The organism is Aeromonas sp., assembly GCF_050252055.1.
GTDB lineage: Bacteria > Pseudomonadota > Gammaproteobacteria > Enterobacterales > Aeromonadaceae > Aeromonas > Aeromonas caviae.
Genome location: NZ_JBFWLQ010000001.1, coordinates 503,523 through 523,848, shown reverse-complemented (window position 1 = coordinate 523,848; position 20,326 = coordinate 503,523). Strand labels below are relative to the sequence as shown.

The following is a 20,326-nucleotide window of genomic DNA, read 5'->3' as shown; positions in this document are numbered from 1 at the left end:
CATGTTACAGCTCCTGCTTCCAGTTCTGGGTGCGCAGCACGTCGGCGAAGACACCGGCGGCGGTCACTTCGGTCCCTGCGCCATAGCCGCGCAGTACCAGGGGGATGGGCTGGTAATAGGTGGAGAAGAAGGCGAGCGCGTTCTCCCCGTCTTTTACCTTGAACAGGGGCTCGTCGCCACCCACCGCCTTGATGGCCACCTTGCACTTGCCACCCTCGATGGAGCCGACGTAACGCAGCACCTTGCCTTCACGCTGGGCCGCCGCGAACTGGTCGCGGAACCAGCCGTCGGCTTCCGGCAGGCGGGCCATGAAGGCTTCCACGTCGCCGCTCACGTCAAAGCCCGGCGGCAGTGCCTGCTCCACCTCCACATCGGAGAGCTCCAGCGCCATGCCGGCCTCGCGGGCCAGGATCAGGAGCTTGCGAGCCACGTCCATGCCATTCAGGTCATCGCGGGGATCCGGCTCGGTGAAGCCGTTGCCGCGGGCGATCTGGGTAGCCTCAGAGAAGGCCATCCCCTCGTCCAGCTTGCCGAAGATGAAGGAGAGCGACCCGGACAGGATGCCGTCGAAGGCGCGCAGCTTGTCGCCGGCCTTGATGAGGTTTTGCAGGTTCTCGATGACCGGCAGGCCCGCGCCCACGTTGGTCTCGTACAGGAACTTGCGACGGGTCTGGCGGGCGGTGCGACGCAGCGCCTTGTAGTAATCGAGCGACCCGGTGTTGGCCTTCTTGTTCGGGGTGACCACGTGGAAGCCTGCCCCCAGGAAATCGGCGTACTGGACGGCCACGGCTTCGCTCGAGGTGCAATCGACGATCACCGGGTTGATGAGGTGGCTCTCTTCCACCAGCTTCTTCACCGCCTCCAGGCTGAAACTGCCTTGTGCTTCCACCAACTGTTCACGCCAGTTGGCGAGGGCCAGGCCATCCTTGTTGACCGCCATCTGACGGCTGTTGGCGATGCCGACCACCCGCAGGCCGGTGCCCTGCTCGGCCAGTACTGGCTGCTGGCGGGCAATCTGATCCACCAGGGCCGCACCGACGCCGCCCACCCCGACCACGAAGAGATCGATGAACTGCTGGCTGCCGAAGAAGTTCTGATGGCACGCCTTGATGGCTTCCGCCACCTTGCCGGAGCGCACGACCGCGGAGATGGAACGCTCGCTCGACCCTTGCGCGATGGCGACGATGTTGATGGAGGCCTGGGCCAGGGAGGTGAAGAAGCGCGCCGCCATCCCCTTGGAGGTACGCATGCCGTCGCCGATGAGGGAGATGATAGCCAGATCGGTCATGATCTCGAGCGGGTCCAGCAACTGGTTCTTGAACTCCAGCTCGAACTCGCGCTCCAGCACCTTGCGGGTCTTGTCGCTGTCGTAGCTGTGGATACAGAAGCTGACGCTGTACTCGGAGGACGACTGGGTGATCAGCACGATGCTGACCCCGGCGCGGGAGACGGCGGAGAAGATGCGGCCGGCCATGCCCACCATGCCCTTCATGCCGGGACCGGAGACGTTGAACATGCACATGCCGGAGAGATCCGAGATGGCCTTCACCTTCAGATCGTCATCCCCCTGATCGACCCCGATGAGGGTACCCGGACCCTGGGGGTTGAAGCTGTTCTTGATGAGGCAGGGGATGTGGAACTGGGCCACGGGGGCGATGGTCTTCGGGTGCAGCACCTTGGCACCGAAGTAGGAGAGCTCCATCGCCTCTTTATAGGAGAGGGTTTTGAGCAGGTAGGCATCCGGTACCAGGCGCGGGTCGCAGTTGTAGCAGCCCTCCACGTCGGTCCAGATCTCGCAGCACTCGGCATCGACGCAGGCGGCCAAGACGGCTGCGGAATAGTCGGAGCCGTTGCGGCCCAGCAGCACGGTCTCGCCCTTGTCGCTGCCACCGGTAAAGCCCGGCATCAGGTAGAGACAATCAGAGCGCAGGCCCTTGGCGGCGAAGCGCACCCGGGAGGCTTCGATGTCCACATGGGCTTCGAGGTAGCCGCCATCGGTGACCAGCAACTGCTCGGGCACGATGAGATCCAGCTCGATGCCACGCACCCGCAAGAGCTCGTGCATGAAGGCGATGGAGAGGTTCTCGCCACGGCTCAGGATGCGGGCCTGGACGTTGTCCGGGCACAGCCCCAGCAGACGAATGCCCTGCATCAGCCGCTCGACCTGATCCAGCTCGGCGGTGAGACGGGCCTGCAGCGCCTTGTCATCCAGCGCGGGATAGGCGGCTTTGAGCCCCGCCAGCAGGCGGGAGAAGATGCCGTTGATCTCGAACAGGGTACTGCTTGCATCCATGCCGCGACTGGTCTGTTCCACCAGGGCGACCAAGTGATTGGTCACCTTGGCCGGTGCCGACAGCACCAGGGCCACCTGGGATTGGCCGTGGGTATTCACCGCGATATCGGCAACCCGCAAGAAACGCTCTGCGTCGGCCAGTGACGACCCGCCAAATTTCAACACTCTCATCGCTATCTCCCTGTATTCCCTGCAAATTGATCTGCTAATAGGTCTAAAAACAATCCAACAAAAAAGGCCCGTACTGGGTGGGTACGGGCCTTTTTCTGATTTCTGTGCTTGTTCGTCAGCGCATCAACCGGCCCCAGTGCCACCTGTGGTGGTACCGGTAATAATGGTGGTGGTGATGATGTTGGTGAATAGCTGCATGACGAACACTCTTGAACGAATCTGGTTGTTAGCAATACCGCGCCCGGCGAGGGGCTGTCAACCTAAACCTCCTTGCCAAACTTGCGGGCAAGGTCTTTACAGAGCAGATGGAGCATATTGAGATCCCGCTGCGGCAGCATGGGCACCCGGTCCATCACCCATTGATGCAGTTTTTCATCCTGAGAAACTCCGAGTTCACCAAGCAATTCTGCTGTTTTTGATTTCAGCACGCGAACCTGCCCGGCACTCTCGAAATTTTCTGCTACGTCCTGCTCGTCGCTCACTTTCTGGTCATCGAGCAGCGGACTCAGCTCATAGGCATACAGCATGATCGCCTGACCCAGGTTCAGGGACGGGTATGAGACCTTGAGAGGCAGGTAGCTGATGAGATCCACCTGGGCGAGCTGTTCGTTGGAGAGTCCGGACTCCTCGCAGCCAAACACGATGGCCACCTTCTCGAGGGAGGGCTTGGCCCGGATCTGGTCGCGAATGTCCGCCGGCGTGAGGTAGTGCTGATAACGACCGCGCTGCCGGGCGGTGGTGGCGACCACCAAATCCATGTCCGCCAGGGCCTCTTCCAGGGTGTCGAAGGCTTGCGCATCCGTCAGGATCTCCTGCGCCCCGTGGGCAACCCAGCTTGCCTCCTCCTCTTCGTGTACCCGGCTCCCCACCAGTCGCATGGCGTCGAAGCCCATGGTCTTCATGGCGCGAGCAGCAGCCCCCACGTTGGCGGCACGGGCTGGCGACACCAGCACAAAATAGAGTTTCATCGGGTTCTCTCCAGGATGAGGCCGACGCCGCGAACTGCGGCGAACCGTCGGCAAAACAGGGGCGCAATCTACCGTTTATCCCGAAATATTGCCACTTGAACAGATGTTTGGATGTTGCCATAGTGGCCTTGGACGCGAGTCCGCCGCCTCAGGGCACTGACGCCATGGGCCCGACAGTTCACAAGGAAGAGAGAGATGCAGCAGCCATTGGAGCAGGCGGTCGCCGAGACGATCCTGCAACGTTTTGAGTCGTTTTACAGCCGCTTTCTCGAGATAACCCAGGGCAGCAAGAGCCGTTTCGAGAACAGCGACTGGCTGGGGGTGCAGCTCGCCGGTCGAGAGCGCATCCGCCTCTATGATCACCATGTCGGCGCCACCACGGCGCAGATCAAACAGATGATGGGGGAGCAGCTGCCGACCCAGGCCCTGCTCAAGCAGGTGAAAGGCGCCTTCAGCGATCTCCTGCCCCGCTGCGAGAACTTCGAGGTGGCGGAGTCCTTCTTCAATTCCGTCTATCGCCGCATCTTCCGCCATCGCAACATCCGCGACGAGAACCTTTATATCCACCCCTTCGTGAGCCGGGGCGACAAGCCTGACCTGGGATCCTTGCTGCGTATCTATCGCACCGATCTCTCCCACCTGCCCCAGACCCTGAGCCAGTTGCTCGGGGATTACAGCTTCACCCTCCCTTTCGAAGACAAGCAGCGGGACATCATGGACATCCACCGCCACCTGGCGGAGAGCGGCCCGGCCATCCTGCACGAGGAGCCCTTCGCCATCGAGCTGCTCAGGGAAGTGTTCTATCGCAACAAGGGAGCCTATCTGGTGGGGCTCATCCGGGTGAAGGGAGAAGTCTATCCCTTCATCCTGCCCCTGCTCAGCACCGGTCAGAGCATCTATGTGGACACCGTCATCTTCGAGCCGGAGCTGGCCTCCATCGTGTTCGGCTTCGCCCGCGCCTACTTCATGGTCTATGCCCCGGTACCGGCGCTCTTTGTGGCCTTCCTTCGCCAGATCATGCCCCGCAAACCGGACTATGAAATCTACAACGCCATCGGCTGCCAGAAGCACGGCAAGACCGAGCTCTATCGCCACTATCAGCAGCACCTGGCCCAGAGCCGGGAGCAGTTCGTCATTGCGCCCGGCATCAAGGGGATGGTGATGAGCGTGTTCACCCTCCCCTCCTACGATGTGGTGTTCAAGGTGATAAAAGACGAGTTCACCCCGCCCAAGGAGGTGAGCCACGAGCAGGTGAAGGAGAAATACCGGCTGGTAAAACAGCACGATAGAGTGGGCCGCATGGCAGATACCCAGGAGTTCACCAACTTCGAGTTTCCCCTCGATCGCATCTCGCCGGAGCTGTTGGCCGAGCTCAAGGCGGTGGCGCCCTCTGCGCTTACCCTCACCGCCGACAAGCTGGTGATCAAACACCTCTACACCGAGCGCAAGATGATCCCGCTCAACCTCTATCTGGATCAGGCGGACGAACAGCAGACCCGCCTCGCCCTGGAGGAGTACGGCAACGCCATCCGCCAGCTCGCGGCGGCCAACATCTTCCCCGGCGACATGCTGTTCAAGAACTTCGGGGTGACTCGCCATGGCCGGGTGGTCTTCTATGACTACGACGAGATCTGCTACATGACGGAGTGCAACTTCCGCCAGATCCCGCCGCCGCGCTACCCGGAGGACGAGTGGAGCGCCGAACCCTGGTATTCGGTGGCACCCAACGACATCTTCCCGGAAGAGTTCGCCACCTTCCTGCTGCAAAAACCTCAGGTGCGGGAGATCATGATGCAGTTGCACAAGGAGCTCTTCGATGCCAACTACTGGAAGATGCTGCAGAGCAACATCAAGGAGGGGATGTTCGAGGATGTCTATCCCTACCGACGCAAGAAGCGGTTTCGCTTCCAGCGAGGGGGATGACCCGGCATCAGGCACAAAAAGGGACGCTATGGCGTCCCTTTTCACATTCTCCTGCACGCTGGCGCAGGGGTCGCCTGCGACAGCCTTTGACGAGATCCCGGCTTATTTCACGGCGTCAAAGGTCAGCAAGGTGGCCTTGTCGGCATCCTTGAGTACCAGCTGTTTGCCGCTGATCTGGAAGCTCGCCACCTTCTCCAGGGTCTGCAGGTAGTTCATCTCCTTGCCGGCCAGATCCCCCGCACACATCATGCGCGTCGAACCCATGGTGCCCAGCGTCAACACGCCGTCACCCTGCTCTGTGATGCCGCCAAAGTAGCGGTTGCAGCCGCCCTTGCCCGCCACCTTGTCACCGGCGACCTGCAGGGTGAAGGTGTCACCGCTCGCCCCTTGCAGTTGCCAGGTCGATGCCTGCAATTGTGCCAGCGTGGAACCCGTAGTCATGGTGCAGCCTCCCAGGGCCAGAGCGGCCAGCAGGATCAGTTTGTTGTTCATCAGTTCACCTCGTGATAGAGCGTGTCGTAACGACACGGAGTGAGGGGCCTGTGTACCATGACTGCAGCGTCAATCAAAACTCTTTTATTGTGATCTGGGTTCCCTTTACTCCCCGCTGGCATGTGCCATGCTTGTAGTCCTGTTCGGACCCAGGGAGGGGAAACGAATGGTCAAGTCTCTCGTCATCGCCATGGCATCCAGCCTCGTCTTTTCGGCTCAGGCCGCCGACTGGAGTTTTCTCCAGACCGAATCGGACAACCCGCTCTACGTCAAAAGCTATTCCGGCGTATTGCTCGGCAACCAGAGCCACCTGGGCGACAACTTCGACCTCTGGCTTATCAATACCGGCTATCAATACCCGCTTCAGGATGACATCAGCCTCTACATGGAGGCCGGCCCCGCCATCGGCCCCCAAAGCGGGCAGGCCGGGTTCAACATCAGCTCAGGGGTGCGCTATCGCCTCTCCCCGTCACTCAACATCGGCAGCCAGCTCAAGCAACTGGAGGTGAGCAAGGCCAGCACCCTGGTTGAGCTCAACAGCAGCCTGCTGGTGACCCCCTCCCTGGCCATCACCGCCAATTACGGACTCAGTGCCTTCAGCACGGAACACTTTCTCACCCTGGGCGTGGGCTTCAACTTCTGAGGTTCAGAGGAGCCTGGCGCCGCTCACCAGCACACCGTTGAGGTCGGCGTAGACATAGTCGCCGGGCGCTATGGTCACACCGGCAAAAGAGACCACGGTGTCCAGCGTCCCCAGGCCCCGTTTCTCGGTCTTGACCGGGCAGGGGGCCAGGGCCTTGATCCCCAGCGCCAGGGTCGCCAGCGTCCCCACATCCCGCACGGCCCCGTTGATGAGGATCCCCTCCCACCCCTGCTCCACCGCCTTGATGGCCAGCTGATCCCCGAGCAGCGCCCGACGCAGGGAGCCGCCCCCGTCGATCACCATCACCTTGCCATGGCCGGGACGATTGACCAGCTCACGCACCAGGCTGTTGTCTTCAAAGCAGGAGAGGGTCACGGCCTCGCCGTAAAACAGCGCCTTGCCGCCATAGTCCTGAAACAGGGGGTCAGCGATCCTAAGGGCATCGCCATGCTCATCGCAAAGGTCGGGCAGCAGGTCCAGCATGATCATCATCCTTCCATGGAGTGAAATGTGTCCGCTCATTCTTTCATCATGTCGGGGCGCTGACAATCCACCGGCCGGGTGCCCTGTCCGGATGGCGGGGGGACCATGTCAGCCCTAAGGCCTGAACCGCCAGCGGGACGCAAGCGCCCCCAGATGACAGGGCGTCCCTTCCAGCAACACGGGCACCAGCCAGAGCTCTCCTTCACGCACCCAATAGAGGGCATTCTGGCCAAATCGGGCGGCCATCCGGATCGCCTCTGGCTGCGAAAGCGGCAACAACAGAGACGCCTCCTGCCAGCGCTCATCCTCATCGCTCCCCCAGACCTCTCCCATGACGGGACACTCGCCCACTTGCCGGACAAGGGCTCGCTGGCGACGGGCATTGCGGCGCAGCCCCACCCACTGGCTGGCCGGGTTCCAGGCCGTGACAATGGCATAGGCTGGGCAGTGGGGGGGCGCAAAGGGGGCGATGAAGCACACTTTTCTGTAGTTTTCCCACAAAGTCATGTCAACCACATGTTACATCCCATTACATTTATTAAGGGCGAAAAAGCGGGTCAGCCCAAGTATGATGCTGCGAACTCGGGGATTGACTTATATCAAAGCTGAGTTAAAAAGTTGCTATCTGACGGCAAAGAGTGTTGTTATGCGCCTGTTAACTGATAAAATGCAGCAACTTTTGTAATGGACTACCTCTCCGGGCTTCTCTTGTTCAAACTTGTTGAGAGCCCATGTACGGCACAGGGATGCTTGCCGACATAGTTACCAAATTCGCGATGATTCGACCTGATATTCATACCCAGGATGACGTAATAAATTTTCAGGACCGGTCGGATAACGCCAAAGAGTGTTAAAATTTCGATAATTAACTGATAAGAATCTGGGAATACTCATGCAAACACCACATATTCTGATCGTCGAAGACGAGCTGGTCACCCGCAACACCCTCAAGAGCATCTTCGAAGCCGAAGGCTACATCGTGCTGGAAGCCAACAACGGTGACGAGATGCACCAGGCCCTGACCAGCCACACCATCAACCTGGTGATCATGGACATCAACCTGCCGGGCAAGAACGGCCTGCTGCTGGCGCGCGAGTTGCGTGAAGATGACAACATCGCCCTGATGTTCCTGACCGGTCGCGACAACGAAGTGGACAAGATCCTGGGGCTGGAGATCGGCGCAGATGACTACATCACCAAGCCGTTCAACCCCCGTGAACTGACCATCCGTGCCCGCAACCTGCTGAGCCGCACCATGAACGTGGCCGCCGGTGGCGAAGAGAAGAAGCTGGTGGAACGTTATCTGTTCAATGGCTGGGCCCTGGACATCAACAGCCGCGCCCTGGTCAGCCCGGCTGGCGACATGTTCAAGCTGCCCCGCTCCGAGTTCCGCGCCATGCTGCACTTCTGCGAAAACCCGGGCCAGATCCAGACCCGTGCCGAGCTGCTCAAGAAGATGACCGGCCGCGAACTCAAGCCCCACGACCGCACCGTGGACGTGACCATCCGCCGTATTCGCAAGCACTTCGAAAGCGTGGGCGACACCCCGGAGATCATCGCCACTATCCATGGCGAAGGCTATCGCTTCTGCGGCGAGCTGGAGCAGGAGTAATCCTCCCCACTCCCGAGTTGAAAAGGCGCCCTGTGGCGCCTTTTCCATGTCTGCAAGGCTCCCCCCAGGCAACTTGCCCCCTCGAAAAATGCACAACAAAAAGCCCACTCGCAGGAGTGGGCTTTTTGTGTGAAGACTGGAGCGGGCAGCGGGAATCGAACCCGCATCATCAGCTTGGAAGGCTGAGGTAATAGCCATTATACGATGCCCGCTAGGCATCAAAACGTACTTGGTGTGATGGGGAATCCCCACGACAGACAGCCATCTGGCTGATATGGACAACGGCGCGTGCCGCTATCTGGAATGTGGAGCGGGTGATGGGAATCGAACCCACGTATGCAGCTTGGGAAGCTACCGTTCTACCATTGAACTACACCCGCGTCAGTGGCCTCTACTATATGCATTTTGCCGCCGAGCGCAATCACCGACCTCGCATTTTTTGCCATAAATCAAGCTGTTCGGCCAACTAATGAGCATGAAGCCGATTTTTCACACAATGATGTTCCTCCGCCCGGTTCTGCAAGGTTGCCAAGCCGTGGGGGCGACGATAGTCTTGCGCCACTCGTTTGAGGAGGGTGGTAATGGACAAGAACAGACAGAAACATCTCTATGGCTGGTTGCGCAAACAATCGGGCCATGGTCGGCGCTGGATCGGCATCTCCATCGCCTTCGGGCTGGGTCAGGGCGTCCTGATGGTGATGCAGGCCTGGTTGCTGGCGACCCTGCTGCACGGTTTCATCATCGAAGGCTCCACGCCGGAGCACTCCGCTCCCCTCTTCATCAGTCTGTTGCTGGTGACCCTGACCAAGGCGGCCCTGGCCTATGGCCGCGAGGTGGCGAGTTTCAAGGCGGGCAGTGCGGTGCGCCAGGCCATCCGCGAGCTGGTGCTCACCCGCCTCGCCAGGCTCGGCCCTGCCTATATCCAGCGTCGCCCCGCCGGTAGCTGGGCCAGCCTGCTGCTCGAGCAGATCGAAGAGATGCAGGACTTCTTCTCCCGCTATCTGCCCCAGATGGCCATCGCCGTCTTTATTCCCCTGGTGATCCTGGTCTCCGTGTTCCCGGTCAACTGGGCGGCGGGCCTCATTCTGCTCGGCACCGCCCCCCTCATTCCCCTCTTCATGATCCTGGTAGGGGTGGGCGCCGCCGATGCCAACCGCCGCAACTTCCAGTCGCTGGCGCGCCTCTCAGGCCACTTCCTCGATCGCCTCAAGGGGCTGCGCACCCTGCAGCTTTTCATGCGCACCCGGGCGGAAGGGGAGGCCATCCGCGATGCATCGGAAGATTTTCGCGAGCGCACCATGGAGGTGCTGCGCCTCGCCTTCCTGAGCACGGCCGTGCTGGAGTTCTTCGCCGCCATCGCGGTGGCCCTGGTGGCCGTCTACTTCGGTTTCTCCTACATCGATCACCTCAACTTTGGCAGCTATGGCGTCAAGGTCACCCTCTTTACCGGCCTGTTCGTGCTCTTCCTCGCCCCCGAGTTCTACGCGCCGCTGCGGGAACTCGGTGCCCACTATCACGCCAAGGCACAGGCCATTGGCGCCGCCGAACAACTGCTGGAATTTCTCGAGGCCGACGTGAGCGAACCCGCCTCCGGGACGCTCCCCTTCCATGCGGATGGCCCCGTCAAGGTAGAAGCCCGCAGCCTGGAAGTGCTGAGCGCCGAGGGCAAGGTGCTGGTCGGTCCCCTCGATTTCACGTTGGAAGCCGGCACGCGCACCGCCCTGGTCGGCATCAGCGGCGCGGGCAAGAGCTCCCTGGTCAATGCCCTGCTCGGTTTTGCCCCCTATCGCGGTTCCCTGTACGTCAACGGAGTGGAGCTTCGTACCCTGGACATCAGCCAGTGGCGCCAGCAGCTAGGCTGGCTCTCCCAGAATCCCCAACTCTTCCACAGCTCCCTGCGGGACAACCTGCTGCTGGCCAGACCATCCGCCAGCGACGCCGAGCTGGAAGCCGCGCTCAAGCGCGCCCAGGCCTGGGAGTTCGTCAATGAGAAAGGGCTGGACTATCGGGTCGGGGATCAGGCGGGCGGTCTCTCCGTCGGCCAGGCCCAGCGCATCGCCCTTGCCCGCACCCTGCTCAAGACGACCCAGATGATGGTGCTGGATGAACCCACTGCCAGCCTGGATCGCCATTCTGAGCGGGCCGTCATGAGCGCCCTCGAGCAGGCCGCACAAGGTCAGACCCTGCTGATGATCACCCACCGCCTCGATCAGCTCAGCCAGATGGACAACATCCTGGTGCTGGCGCACGGCAAGCTGGTGGAGCAGGGACGTTTTGCCGCACTCGGCGAGGCCCAGGGCCCCTTCGCCCGCCTCCTGTCGCAATCCCAAGGTTTCGGAGACTCTCTCGATGACTGATCTATTGCCGTTCCTGCGCCTTTATCGCCAGCACTGGCTCAGCCTCTCCATCGGCCTGCTGCTGGCCCTGGTCACCCTGGTGGCCGGCATGGGCCTGCTCTCCCTCTCCGGCTGGTTCCTCTCCGCCGCCGCCGTCGCCGGGCTGGCGGTCGCCACCCGAGACACCTTCAACTACATGACCCCTGCGGGGGGCGTGCGTTTCTTCTCCATCGTGCGCACCGCCAGTCGCTGGGGCGAGCGGGTCGTGAGCCACGACGCCACCTTCCGGGTGCTGACCCGGCTGCGGGTCTGGTTCTGGCAAAAGCTCTCCCCTCTCTCCCCCGGCTCCCTTGCCGGTTTTCGCCAGGCTGACCTGCTCAACCGTCTGGTGGCCGACATCGATGCCATGGATCACGTCTATCTGCGCCTCATCACCCCCATTGGGGCGGCGCTGCTGAGCTGCGCCGGGCTGGTCTTCTTCCTCTCCTTCTTCGATGGTCGCCTGGCGCTGACGCTGGGAGCCATTCTGCTCTTTGGCATGCTGGCCTTGCCCCTGGTCTTCTATTTTGCCGGGCGCGCACCGGGCCGCCAGCTCATCGCCGAGAAGTCCAACCTGCGCACCCGCATGGTGGACTATCTGGACGGCCAGGCCGAACTGCAGATGTTCGCCGCCGCTCCCGAGGCGCTCACCGGATTGCAGCAGGCGGAGCAGGCCCTGATCCGGGCCCAGGCCCGCATGGCCCGCGTCAGCGGCCTGGCCGCCTTCTCGGTGCAATTGCTGAGCGGCTGGACTCTGACCCTGATGCTCTGGCTGGCCGGTCACGGCGTCGGTGGCAGTGCCCCTGACCCCATCACGGCACTCATGGTGTTCGCTACCCTGGCGAGCTTCGAGGCGCTGCTGCCGCTGGCCGGTGCCTTCCAGCACCTCTCCACCAGCCTCACCTCCGCCCGCCGTCTCAACGAGATCCTGCAAGAGGCCAAGGCGCCGGAGTGGGGAGCACAGCAAGCCCCCGCTGCCCGGGGTGCCGTGCAGATAAACGACCTGCATTTCACCTATCTAGGCCAGGATGTTCCCGTGCTGCAAGGGTGCACCCTGCAACTGCATGCCGGGGAGAAGCTGGCGCTGCTGGGGCAGACCGGCTGTGGCAAGTCCACCCTGATGGGGTTGCTGACCCGGGAATGGACGGCCCTATCGGGGGAGATCCTGCTCGATGGCAAGCCCCTCACCGATTACAGCGAAGAGGCGCTGCGCGCCTCCTGCTCCGTGGTGAGCCAGCGGGTCCACCTGTTTGCCGATACCCTGCGTGGCAACCTCACCCTGGCCGCCCCCGGAGCCAGCGACGAACGGCTCATCGAGGTGCTCACACAGGTGGGGCTCGGGACTCTGCTGCGCGATGAGGGTGAGCAGGCCGAACAGGGACTGGATGCCTGGCTCGGGGATGGCGGGCGTCCGCTCTCCGGCGGGGAGCGCCGCCGCATCGGCATCGCCCGCGCCCTGCTCCACGATGCACCGCTCTGGCTGCTGGACGAGCCCACCGAAGGGCTCGATACCCAGACCGAACGGGAGATCATGGATCTGCTGCTGACCCTGGGGGCGGATCGCACCCTGCTGCTCATCTCCCACCGCCTGCTGGGGCTGGAACGGATGGACAGGGTAGCCCTGATGGAAGAGGGTCGCATCCGTCTGTGTGCCCCCCACCAGGAGCTGCTGGAAGATGATCACTACCGCAGCCTGCACCGGCGGCTGGCCCCCGCCTGATCCGGGATCGTCTCGCTACAATCCATTGATATGGCTAAAAATGGGGCTGGTCGCCATCGGCGACTGCCCCCTATAATGGCCCACTCGCCACCCAACAAGATGCCGATATGAAACGCCTGATCCTGATGATGCCCCTGATTGCCTCCGGTTGCGCCGACTTCGCCTTCAACAGCAATCTGGACAAGGAAAACTTCGACGAGTACTTCAAGCCGGGGAGCGTGCGGATCTACGAGCAGAGCGAGCTCGCCGACCTCAACTACCTCTATCTCGGCACTGTCGAGGGGGAATCCTGCCAGAGCGATGCCAATCAGGCGGTGCCCAATGCCGGTGAAGCCCGCACCCTGGCCCGCCGCCGCGTGGCGGACATGGGGGGCAACGGCGTCAGCTTCGACAAGTGCGCTGAGTTCAGCGACGTGCCCGGCTGCCTGAAGCAGGTGATCTGCTACGGTCAGGCGCTGAAAGTGGCCGAAGAGAAGTAAGTCCTGCCATGGCGATCGCCATCGTGCGACTCGGCAGCCCCCGCCTCGAGGATGAGGGGCTTCGCATCGGCACCGTGCGTCGCCCCCCTCGCGGCGTGCCCAAAGCGGCGTTCGCCAGCCAGGATTGGTACGACGTCTGGTTCCCCAATCTGGCCCCCAGCGCCGAGACCATGAAACTCGGTCAGACTGCCGACACCCCGGCCCGGTGGACCGCCTTCTGCAAGCAGTACAAGGCCGAGATGGCCGCCCCGGCCGCGAGGCACGATCTGGCCCTGCTGGCCGCCCTCTCCCACACCACCCATTTCTCGGTGGGGTGCTACTGCGAACAGGAGTCCCGCTGCCATCGCAGTGTGCTGAAGACCCTGCTGACCGACGCGGGGGCATTGCTGCGCTGAGCCCCGTCATGGACGAACACTCCACATGAGAAGAGAGCACCCCGGGGTGCCCTCTTCTTTATGAGGTCAGCTAGTACGCATTCGATGACAGGGGAAGCGCCCCCCGTCGTCGCAGGGCCTGTTCCTCATCAGGGGTCATGCCTGGCAGCGGCCCCCGGGGGTTGCTGGCAAGCCATACCACCAGATCGTCAACCGTCTCCTCCAGAGGGCGAAAGTTCAGCCCATGGACGATGGCGGCCTCGGCGCTGATGGTGCCATACCCTGCATACTCGGGCAGCTCGTTTGGCAGCAGCGTGGGATAGCTTTGCCAGGGCGCCACCCCTGCCGCCATCAGGTCACACCAGGGAGCCCACTCGAGCTGCAAGGGGGTCACTGGCGTCAGCCGGGCAGCGAGGCGCTCCACCCAGTCGTTCAGTGCAATGCCGGGCTTGATCAGGTTGAAGCACCCAGCGAGTCGCTGCTCGGCAGCCCGCAGCACGAACTCGGCGCAGTCGCGCACATCCAGGTATTGCAGCCTGTCCTCCCCCAGCCCCGGCAAGAGCCAGAGCCCGCCCCGCTGCACCCGCCTCACCCACCAGGCAAGACGAGCTGTCGGGTCAAAGGGGCCGCAGAGCACACCGGGGCGCAGGGTGCACAGGCGATCTCCCCAGCGGGCGCGATACACCGACTCGCACAGCACCTTGAGGGGGCCGTAGTCGGTGGGCGCTCCTGCCATCTCGTGCAGGGGGGCCGACTCATCCATGCCGGGTTGGGAAAAATCGCGATAGACACTGATGGTGGAGATGAAGATGAGCCGATCGCAGCGCCCCAGCAGGGCGTCAGAGAGCCCTTCGGCCTGTTCGGGGCGATAGCAGCAGGTGTCGATGACCAGATCCCAGTGCCGCCCTTCGCCCCGCAAGGGGGCCAGGTCCCCGTCTCTGTCCCCGTGAAGCTGGGTCAGCTCCCGCCAATCCGGGTGCTGGCGGTGGCCGCGATTGAACAGCGTCACCTCGTGCCCCCAATCCAGGGCCAGCGTGGTCAGGTGGCGACCCAGAAAGCCGGTGCCGCCGACAATCAACAATTTCATCCCTGTCTCTCCTCTATGGCGCCCTCTCCTTGCAGCCCCTCCACGGGCAGCCGAAACGGCCATGGCCTGGCATGGTGAGCACACGCCCTGATGCCGCCAGGCATATCGTCATGGTGCGGGCAGCAGATTCCTTGTCCGCTCCCCCGCCACCCCTTTTGCCGCCCCACCCTACGCAAGTTGGCACCAGGACACAGCCCCCGGGCTCCGGGTCTGCGATCGGGATCACAGGGGCTGCGTCCTGGTACTCCCCCTGCGTTTTCGGCGTGCCTGTGCTACATTGCCCGGGTTTTCAGCCAGGATCCGCCATGAAGTTCGATATCGATACCCTAGGGATCATCCGCTCTCCCTACAAGGAGAAGTTCGCCATACCCCGCCAGCCCGGCCTAGTCAGCGCGGCTCGCGCTCGCCTCGAACTGCTTCCTCCCTATGATCAGCCCGATGCGCTGCGCGGCATCGAGCAATTTTCCCATCTCTGGATCAGCTTCGTGTTTCACCAGACCATGGATCAGGGCTGGCACCCGACGGTGCGCCCGCCGCGCCTCGGCGGCAACCAGCGGGTCGGGGTCTTTGCCACCCGCTCCACCTTCCGCCCCAACCCCCTTGGCCTCTCCGTGGTCGAGCTGCACGGGGTGGGACGTGAGCGCGGCAAGCTCTGGCTCGAGCTGGGCGCCGTGGACTTGCTCGACGGCACCCCCGTCGTCGACATCAAGCCCTATGTCCCCTATGCCGACAGCCTGCCCCACGCCCGTGGCGGTTTCGCCCCCGATGCCCCCACCCCGCCGCTGGCGGTGAGCTTCAGCGCCCAGGCCGAGCAGCAGCTCGCCCCCTGGCTCAAGGCCCACCCGGAGCTGCGTGAACTGGTGAGGGAGGTGCTGGCTCAGGATCCCCGCCCTGCTTACAAGAAGGGCAAGCCGGATGACAAGGTGTACGGTGTCAGATTGTTCGATGTGAACGTGCGATTTCAGATAAAAGAGCCGCAATGTCAGGTACTGGCCATCGAACCCGCTTGAAAAAAGCCTCTCGGGCAGCATGAAAAAAGCCACCCTCCCGGGTGGCTTTTTTATGGGCAAAACAGGGTGCTCAGCGCCGCTGCAACAGCAGGCTGCCGATGGAGTAACCGGCACCAAAGGAGCAGAGCACCCCGCGAGCCCCGCTCGGCAGATCCTGGTTGAAGAGGTGGAAGGCGATGATGGAACCCGCCGAGCTGGTGTTGCCGTAGCGATCGAGGATGACAGGCGCCTCCTGCTGGCTGGCGTCATGGCCCAGCAACTTGCGGCCGATGAACTGGTTCATGGTGAGGTTGGCCTGATGGAGCCAGAGCCGGCTCAAGCCATCGGCCGCCCATCCCTGCTCCGCCAGCTGGGAGGCTATCTGATCGCACACCAGGGGCAGCACCTCCTTGAACACCTTGCGCCCCTGCTGGCGGAACAGCTTGTCGTCGCCGTAGCGGGTGCGCGGGCTGAGCCGGTTCAGGAAGCCGAAGTTGTTGCGGATGTTGTTGGAGTACTGGGTCACCAGCTTGCTGGCCACCAGTTGCCAGGGGTTGGCCACCTGGCAATCGGCCTCCCGCTCCAGCAGCACGGCGGTACAGGCGTCGCCGAAGATGAAGTGACTGTCCCGATCGCGGAAGTTGAGGTGACCCGAGCAGATCTCCGGATTGACCACCAGCGCCAGCCGGGCGGTGCCTGCCGCCAGCATGTCTGCGGCGGTCTTGATCCCGAAGGTGGCGGAAGAGCAGGCCACGTTCATGTCGAATGCCAGGCCGCTGGCGCCGAGATAGTGCTGCAATTCAATGGCCAGCGCCGGGTAGGGGCGCGGCATGTTGGAGGCGGCGACGATGACAAGATCGATCTCCCCCGGTTCACGACCGGCGGCGATCAGCGCCTGCTCGGCGGCCGCCACCGCCATCTCCACCATGATGGAGGGCTGATCGTCCGGGCGCTCCGCCATGAGCGGTTGCATGATGTCGGGATCCAGCACCCCCTCGCTGCTCACCAGATAGCGGCTCTTGATGCCGGAGGCCTTCTCGATGAACTCGCAGCTCGAGTGCTGCTTGGCAGGCAGCTGCCCTGCATCGATGGCGGAGGCGTTCTCCTCGTTGTAGAGATCCACGTACTGGTTGAAGGCCGCCACCAGCGCTTCATTGCTGACGGCAAAGGGAGGGGTATAGAGGCCTGAGCCACTGATTACGATAGAGGTCATCTTTGCTCCTGGCCGGGTGCAATCCCGGCTTGTCTGTTTTTTAGGGTTCAGAGGGTCACAGCTGGTCGATGGCCGCAGCCAGACCCGCCAGGGTCAGCGGGTGCATCCGCCCGCCGATCAATTCGTTCATCAACTTGATGGAGGGGTGCCACAGCCACTCCTGCCTTGGCAGCGGATTGACCCACACCATCTTGGGGAAATGTTGTTGCAGGCGCCCGAGCCACACCTGGCCGGGCTCCTCGTTCCAGTACTCTACGCTGCCACCTGGCCAGGTGATTTCATAGGGGCCCATCTTCGCATCCCCCACCACCATCACCCTGTAGTCGCTGCCATAGGTGCGCAGCAGCCGCAGGGTATCGAACCGATCATCAAGGCGCCTGGCATTGTCCTGCCAGACGAAGTCGTAGAGGCAGTTGTGAAAATAGAAGAACACCAGGTGCTTGAACTCGTGGCGCAGGGCCGAAAAGAGGCGCTGCACCTCGGCCACATGGGCATCCATGGAGCCCCCTACGTCGAAGAAGACCAGCAGTTTGACCCCGTTGTGGCGCTCGGGCCGCAGCTTCACATCGAGCCAGCCTTGCCTGGCCGAGCTTTGGATGGTGTCGTCGAGATCCAACTCGTCGGGATTGCCCCGGCGCACCCAGCGTCTGAGCTTGCGCAGGGCGAGTTGGATGGCGCGCTGCCCCAGGGGCGAGTCGTCACTGAAGTTGCGAAAGTGGCGCGCTTCCCACACCTTGGTCGCCCGCCCGTGCCGGCCCTCTCCCCCCATGCGGATCCCTTCCGGGTGATAGCCGCCGTGACCGAACGGGCTGCTGCCCACGGTGCCGACCCACTTGTTGCCGCCGGCGTGACGCTCCTTCTGCTCGCTTAGCCGCTGATTGAGGGTCTCCAGCAGCTTGTCCAGCCCGCCAAGGGATTGGAGCAACGCCTTCTCCTCGGCGCTCAATAGCCGCTCGAACTCCTTGCGCAGCCAGTCGTCAGGCAGGCTCTCCGGCAACAGGGGGATGGCGGCCAATCCCTCGTAATACTCGGCGAAGGCGCGATCGAAGCGATCGTAGTGCGCCTCATCCTTCACCAGCAGGCAGCGGGATAGCTGGTAGAACTCGTCCATGTCGAGGCTGGCCAGTCTGGCTGCCAGCGCCCCGTGCAGGTCGAGCAACTCCCGCAGGCTGCAAGGAAGCTTGTGGCGGCGCAGGTGAAGGAAGAAGTCGATGAGCATTCAGCCGCCGCGGCGCGCCAGAAAGGCGAGCTTCTCGAAGAGGTGCAAGTCCTGCTCCGTCTTGAGCAGGGCACCGTAGAGAGCGGGCACCAGCTTGCCGGGCTCACGGGTGCGCAGGGCTTCGGGGGCGATGTCGTCGGCCAACAACAGCCGGATCCAGTCCAGCAGCTCGGAGGTGGACGGCTTCTTGCGCAGCCCCTCTACCGCACGCAGCTCGAAGAAGAGATCCATCGCCTCACCGAGCAAGCTCTCCTTGAGGTTTGGGTAGTGGAGCTTGACGATGGCCTGCATCTCGGCCTTGTCGGGAAAGCGGATGTAGTGGAAGAAACAGCGGCGCAGGAAGGCGTCCGGCAGCTCTTTTTCGTTGTTGGAGGTGATGATGACCACGGGGCGCTGGCGCGCCTTCACGCGCTCGCCGGTCTCGTAGACATCGAACTCCATCCGATCCAGCTCCAGCAGCAGATCGTTGGGAAACTCGATGTCCGCCTTGTCGATTTCATCGATAAGCAGCACTGGCCGCTGATCTGCGCTGAAGGCCTGCCACAGCTTGCCCCGGCGGATGTAGTGGCCTATCTCCCCTACCCTGGGGTCGCCGAGCTGGGAGTCTCGCAGCCGGGCGACGGCATCATATTCGTAGAGCCCCTGCTGGGCCTTGGTGGTGGACTTGATGTGCCAGCTGATGAGCTCGGCGCCCAGGGATTCGGCCACCGCCTCCGCCAGCACTGTCTTGCCCGTACCGGGCTCCCCCTTGATGAGCAGCGGCTTCTCCAGCACGATGGCGGCATCGATGGCCATCTTCAGTGCCTGTGATGCGAGATAGCGGTCGCTTCCTGCAAATCCCATGAGATCCCTTCCATTGGATGCCCAGGCAGCGGGAGCCCCCTCGGCAAGAGAGAATAAGTTCTATATGTTGTAATAACATATTGTTATAACGATTCGTCACTTCTCATTCAGAAACCACAGGGTAATCTTGTTTCATCGCCTTAACAAACACAGGGATAGCACCATGAGCAAAATTTTTGAGGACAACAGCCAGACCATAGGCAACACCCCGCTTGTTCGTCTCAACCGTGTTACCAAGGGCCGCGTGCTGGCCAAGATCGAGAGCCGCAACCCAAGCTTCAGCGTCAAGTGCCGGATCGGTGCCAACCTCATCTGGGATGCCGAGAAACGCGGCGTGCTGACCAAGGGCAAGGAGATCATCGAGCCCACCAGCGGCAACACGGGCATTGCCCTGGCATTCGTGGCTGCGGCCCGCGGCTATCCCATCACCCTGACCATGCCGGCCACCATGAGCCTCGAGCGCCGCAAGCTGCTCAAGGCCCTGGGTGCCAACCTGGTGCTGACCGAAGGTCCCCTCGGCATGAAGGGCGCCATTGCCAAGGCCAACGAGATCCTCGAATCCGAGCCGGGCAAGTACGTGCTGCTGCAACAGTTTGAAAACCCGGCCAACCCGGAAATCCACGAGCAGACCACTGGCCCCGAGATCTGGGACGCCACCGATGGCGAGGTGGATGTGTTCGTGGCGGGCGTCGGCACCGGCGGCACCATCACCGGGGTCTCCCGCTACATCAAGAAGACCAAAGGCAAGGCCATCGTCTCCGTGGCGGTCGAGCCCAGCGAATCTCCCGTCATCAGCCAGAAACTGGCGGGTGAAGAGATCAAACCGGGTCCGCACAAGATCCAGGGCATCGGCGCCGGCTTCATCCCGGGCAACCTGGATTTGAGCCTGCTGGACCGCGTCGAGCAGGTGAGCAGTGACGAAGCCATCGAGATGGCCCGCCGCCTGATGGAAGAGGAAGGGATCCTGGCCGGTATCAGCTCCGGCGCTGCCGTGGTCGCCGCCAACCGTCTGGCCGAGCAGCCGGAGTTCGAAGGGAAAACGATTGTCGTCATCCTGCCAAGCGCCGCCGAGCGTTACCTCTCCAGCGCCCTCTTCGCCGGTGTGTTCAGCGAGCAGGAATTGCAGCAGTAGTTGATCAGCCAACACCAAAACGACGGCGCTCCTCGGAGCGCCGTTTTCATTATGCGCTAAACTCTCTAGCCACCAGTGCCACTCGGCCCCTTATTTTTTGGGGTAAAATAACAAAATTGGATATGACAAAAAAAGCAGACATTCTGTGATAAATCTCATATCCTGTGCGGCGTCACGAGGTGTTTGCTGGCAAGGTATCACAAGGTAACAAAGTGTTATTTTTCGTTATAAAATAATTTCAGGCCAGTCCTGACGCGGCTTGCAGCCTGATAGCGAAAAAATACCTGGCCACGACGCCGAATACTGCACA

General features: G+C 62.3%; 18 protein-coding genes, 2 tRNA genes and 1 other annotated feature. Of the genes, 9 read left to right on the top strand and 11 right to left on the bottom strand.

The window, feature by feature from the left end:
- Positions 1 to 4 precede the first annotated feature (4 nt).
- Together thrA and AB7E19_RS02325 are read right to left on the bottom strand one after the other, a co-directional pair.
- Entirely contained in the window at positions 5 to 2,464 is a 2,460-nt protein-coding gene (thrA, locus tag AB7E19_RS02330) for a bifunctional aspartate kinase/homoserine dehydrogenase I (protein WP_104451710.1), read from the bottom strand.
- A gap of 57 nt (positions 2,465 to 2,521) precedes the next feature.
- Positions 2,522 to 2,655, bottom strand: a sequence feature (Thr leader region).
- 69 nt (positions 2,656 to 2,724) lie between these two features.
- The gene (locus tag AB7E19_RS02325) at positions 2,725 to 3,432 is read right to left on the bottom strand and encodes a tRNA/rRNA methyltransferase (protein WP_039039357.1); all 708 of its coding nucleotides are present in this window, start codon (positions 3,430 to 3,432) and stop codon (positions 2,725 to 2,727) included.
- A gap of 195 nt (positions 3,433 to 3,627) precedes the next feature.
- Here AB7E19_RS02325 and aceK point away from each other — a divergent pair, with 195 nt between their 5' ends.
- Positions 3,628 to 5,355, top strand: coding sequence for a bifunctional isocitrate dehydrogenase kinase/phosphatase (gene aceK / locus AB7E19_RS02320; protein WP_104454506.1), 1,728 nt, complete (start codon positions 3,628 to 3,630; stop codon positions 5,353 to 5,355).
- Between the two features lie 102 nt (positions 5,356 to 5,457).
- On the opposite strand, the gene AB7E19_RS02315 is transcribed toward aceK, so the two are convergent.
- Positions 5,458 to 5,847 (bottom strand): META domain-containing protein, encoded by a 390-nt coding sequence (locus tag AB7E19_RS02315; RefSeq protein ID WP_139737427.1) that lies wholly within the window; start codon positions 5,845 to 5,847, stop codon positions 5,458 to 5,460.
- A 166-nt stretch (positions 5,848 to 6,013) separates the two neighbouring features.
- Between AB7E19_RS02315 and AB7E19_RS02310 the strand changes: the two genes are divergently transcribed.
- Positions 6,014 to 6,490 carry a hypothetical protein gene (locus AB7E19_RS02310; RefSeq protein WP_039039355.1) on the top strand — a complete coding sequence of 159 codons (477 nt, stop codon included), beginning with the start codon at positions 6,014 to 6,016 and terminating at the stop codon, positions 6,488 to 6,490.
- A gap of 3 nt (positions 6,491 to 6,493) precedes the next feature.
- Here AB7E19_RS02310 and AB7E19_RS02305 read toward each other — a convergent pair whose 3' ends face one another.
- Together AB7E19_RS02305 and AB7E19_RS02300 are read right to left on the bottom strand one after the other, a co-directional pair.
- Complete coding sequence (locus AB7E19_RS02305) at positions 6,494 to 6,973, bottom strand: putative 4-hydroxy-4-methyl-2-oxoglutarate aldolase (protein WP_322131617.1); 480 nt, start codon at positions 6,971 to 6,973, stop codon at positions 6,494 to 6,496.
- 114 nt (positions 6,974 to 7,087) lie between these two features.
- Complete coding sequence (locus AB7E19_RS02300) at positions 7,088 to 7,480, bottom strand: DUF3293 domain-containing protein (protein WP_427934562.1); 393 nt, start codon at positions 7,478 to 7,480, stop codon at positions 7,088 to 7,090.
- Positions 7,481 to 7,865: 385 nt separating this feature from the next.
- Between AB7E19_RS02300 and arcA the strand changes: the two genes are divergently transcribed.
- A complete protein-coding gene (gene arcA / locus AB7E19_RS02295; protein ID WP_010673581.1) occupies positions 7,866 to 8,585 on the top strand; it encodes a two-component system response regulator ArcA in 720 nt (239 codons plus the stop codon).
- Between the two features lie 137 nt (positions 8,586 to 8,722).
- Here the strand turns inward: arcA and AB7E19_RS02290 are convergent.
- Together AB7E19_RS02290 and AB7E19_RS02285 are read right to left on the bottom strand one after the other, a co-directional pair.
- Positions 8,723 to 8,797: transfer RNA gene (locus tag AB7E19_RS02290), tRNA-Gly, on the bottom strand.
- A 94-nt stretch (positions 8,798 to 8,891) separates the two neighbouring features.
- Positions 8,892 to 8,965: transfer RNA gene (locus tag AB7E19_RS02285), tRNA-Gly, on the bottom strand.
- 201 nt (positions 8,966 to 9,166) lie between these two features.
- Between AB7E19_RS02285 and cydD the strand changes: the two genes are divergently transcribed.
- From cydD to AB7E19_RS02265, 4 genes are all read left to right on the top strand, one after another.
- Entirely contained in the window at positions 9,167 to 10,942 is a 1,776-nt protein-coding gene (gene cydD / locus AB7E19_RS02280) for a heme ABC transporter permease/ATP-binding protein CydD (protein WP_427934561.1), read from the top strand.
- Positions 10,935 to 12,680, top strand: a complete 1,746-nt coding sequence (gene cydC, locus AB7E19_RS02275; protein ID WP_427934560.1) for a heme ABC transporter ATP-binding protein/permease CydC — start codon at positions 10,935 to 10,937, stop codon at positions 12,678 to 12,680. The genes cydD and cydC overlap by 8 nt, the downstream gene beginning before the upstream one ends.
- A 107-nt stretch (positions 12,681 to 12,787) precedes the next feature.
- Positions 12,788 to 13,159, top strand: a complete 372-nt coding sequence (rcsF, locus tag AB7E19_RS02270; protein WP_010673578.1) for an Rcs stress response system protein RcsF — start codon at positions 12,788 to 12,790, stop codon at positions 13,157 to 13,159.
- Positions 13,160 to 13,167: 8 nt separating this feature from the next.
- Entirely contained in the window at positions 13,168 to 13,554 is a 387-nt protein-coding gene (locus AB7E19_RS02265; protein ID WP_319921413.1) for a DUF488 domain-containing protein, read from the top strand.
- 70 nt (positions 13,555 to 13,624) lie between these two features.
- Here the strand turns inward: AB7E19_RS02265 and AB7E19_RS02260 are convergent, their stop codons facing one another.
- Positions 13,625 to 14,620: an NAD-dependent epimerase/dehydratase family protein gene (locus tag AB7E19_RS02260; protein WP_427934559.1), complete on the bottom strand. Its 996-nt coding sequence runs from the start codon at positions 14,618 to 14,620 to the stop codon at positions 13,625 to 13,627.
- 305 nt (positions 14,621 to 14,925) lie between these two features.
- On the opposite strand from AB7E19_RS02260, the gene tsaA reads away from it, so the two are divergent.
- The gene (gene tsaA / locus AB7E19_RS02255) at positions 14,926 to 15,630 is read left to right on the top strand and encodes a tRNA (N6-threonylcarbamoyladenosine(37)-N6)-methyltransferase TrmO (protein WP_368222951.1); all 705 of its coding nucleotides are present in this window, start codon (positions 14,926 to 14,928) and stop codon (positions 15,628 to 15,630) included.
- Positions 15,631 to 15,700: 70 nt separating this feature from the next.
- Here tsaA and AB7E19_RS02250 read toward each other — a convergent pair whose 3' ends face one another.
- From AB7E19_RS02250 to AB7E19_RS02240, 3 genes are read right to left on the bottom strand one after another with little or no spacing between them, the layout of a single operon-like run.
- A complete protein-coding gene (locus AB7E19_RS02250) occupies positions 15,701 to 16,822 on the bottom strand; it encodes a beta-ketoacyl-ACP synthase III (RefSeq protein WP_039039348.1) in 1,122 nt (373 codons plus the stop codon).
- 55 nt (positions 16,823 to 16,877) lie between these two features.
- Positions 16,878 to 18,041: a vWA domain-containing protein gene (locus AB7E19_RS02245; RefSeq protein ID WP_322131443.1), complete on the bottom strand. Its 1,164-nt coding sequence runs from the start codon at positions 18,039 to 18,041 to the stop codon at positions 16,878 to 16,880.
- Positions 18,042 to 18,884 (bottom strand): MoxR family ATPase, encoded by an 843-nt coding sequence (locus AB7E19_RS02240; RefSeq protein ID WP_322131444.1) that lies wholly within the window; start codon positions 18,882 to 18,884, stop codon positions 18,042 to 18,044.
- Positions 18,885 to 19,047: 163 nt separating this feature from the next.
- Here AB7E19_RS02240 and cysK point away from each other — a divergent pair, with 163 nt between their 5' ends.
- On the top strand, positions 19,048 to 20,016 hold the full coding sequence (cysK, locus tag AB7E19_RS02235; RefSeq protein ID WP_010673571.1) for a cysteine synthase A: 969 nt from the start codon (positions 19,048 to 19,050) through the stop codon (positions 20,014 to 20,016).
- Positions 20,017 to 20,326 lie beyond the last annotated feature (310 nt).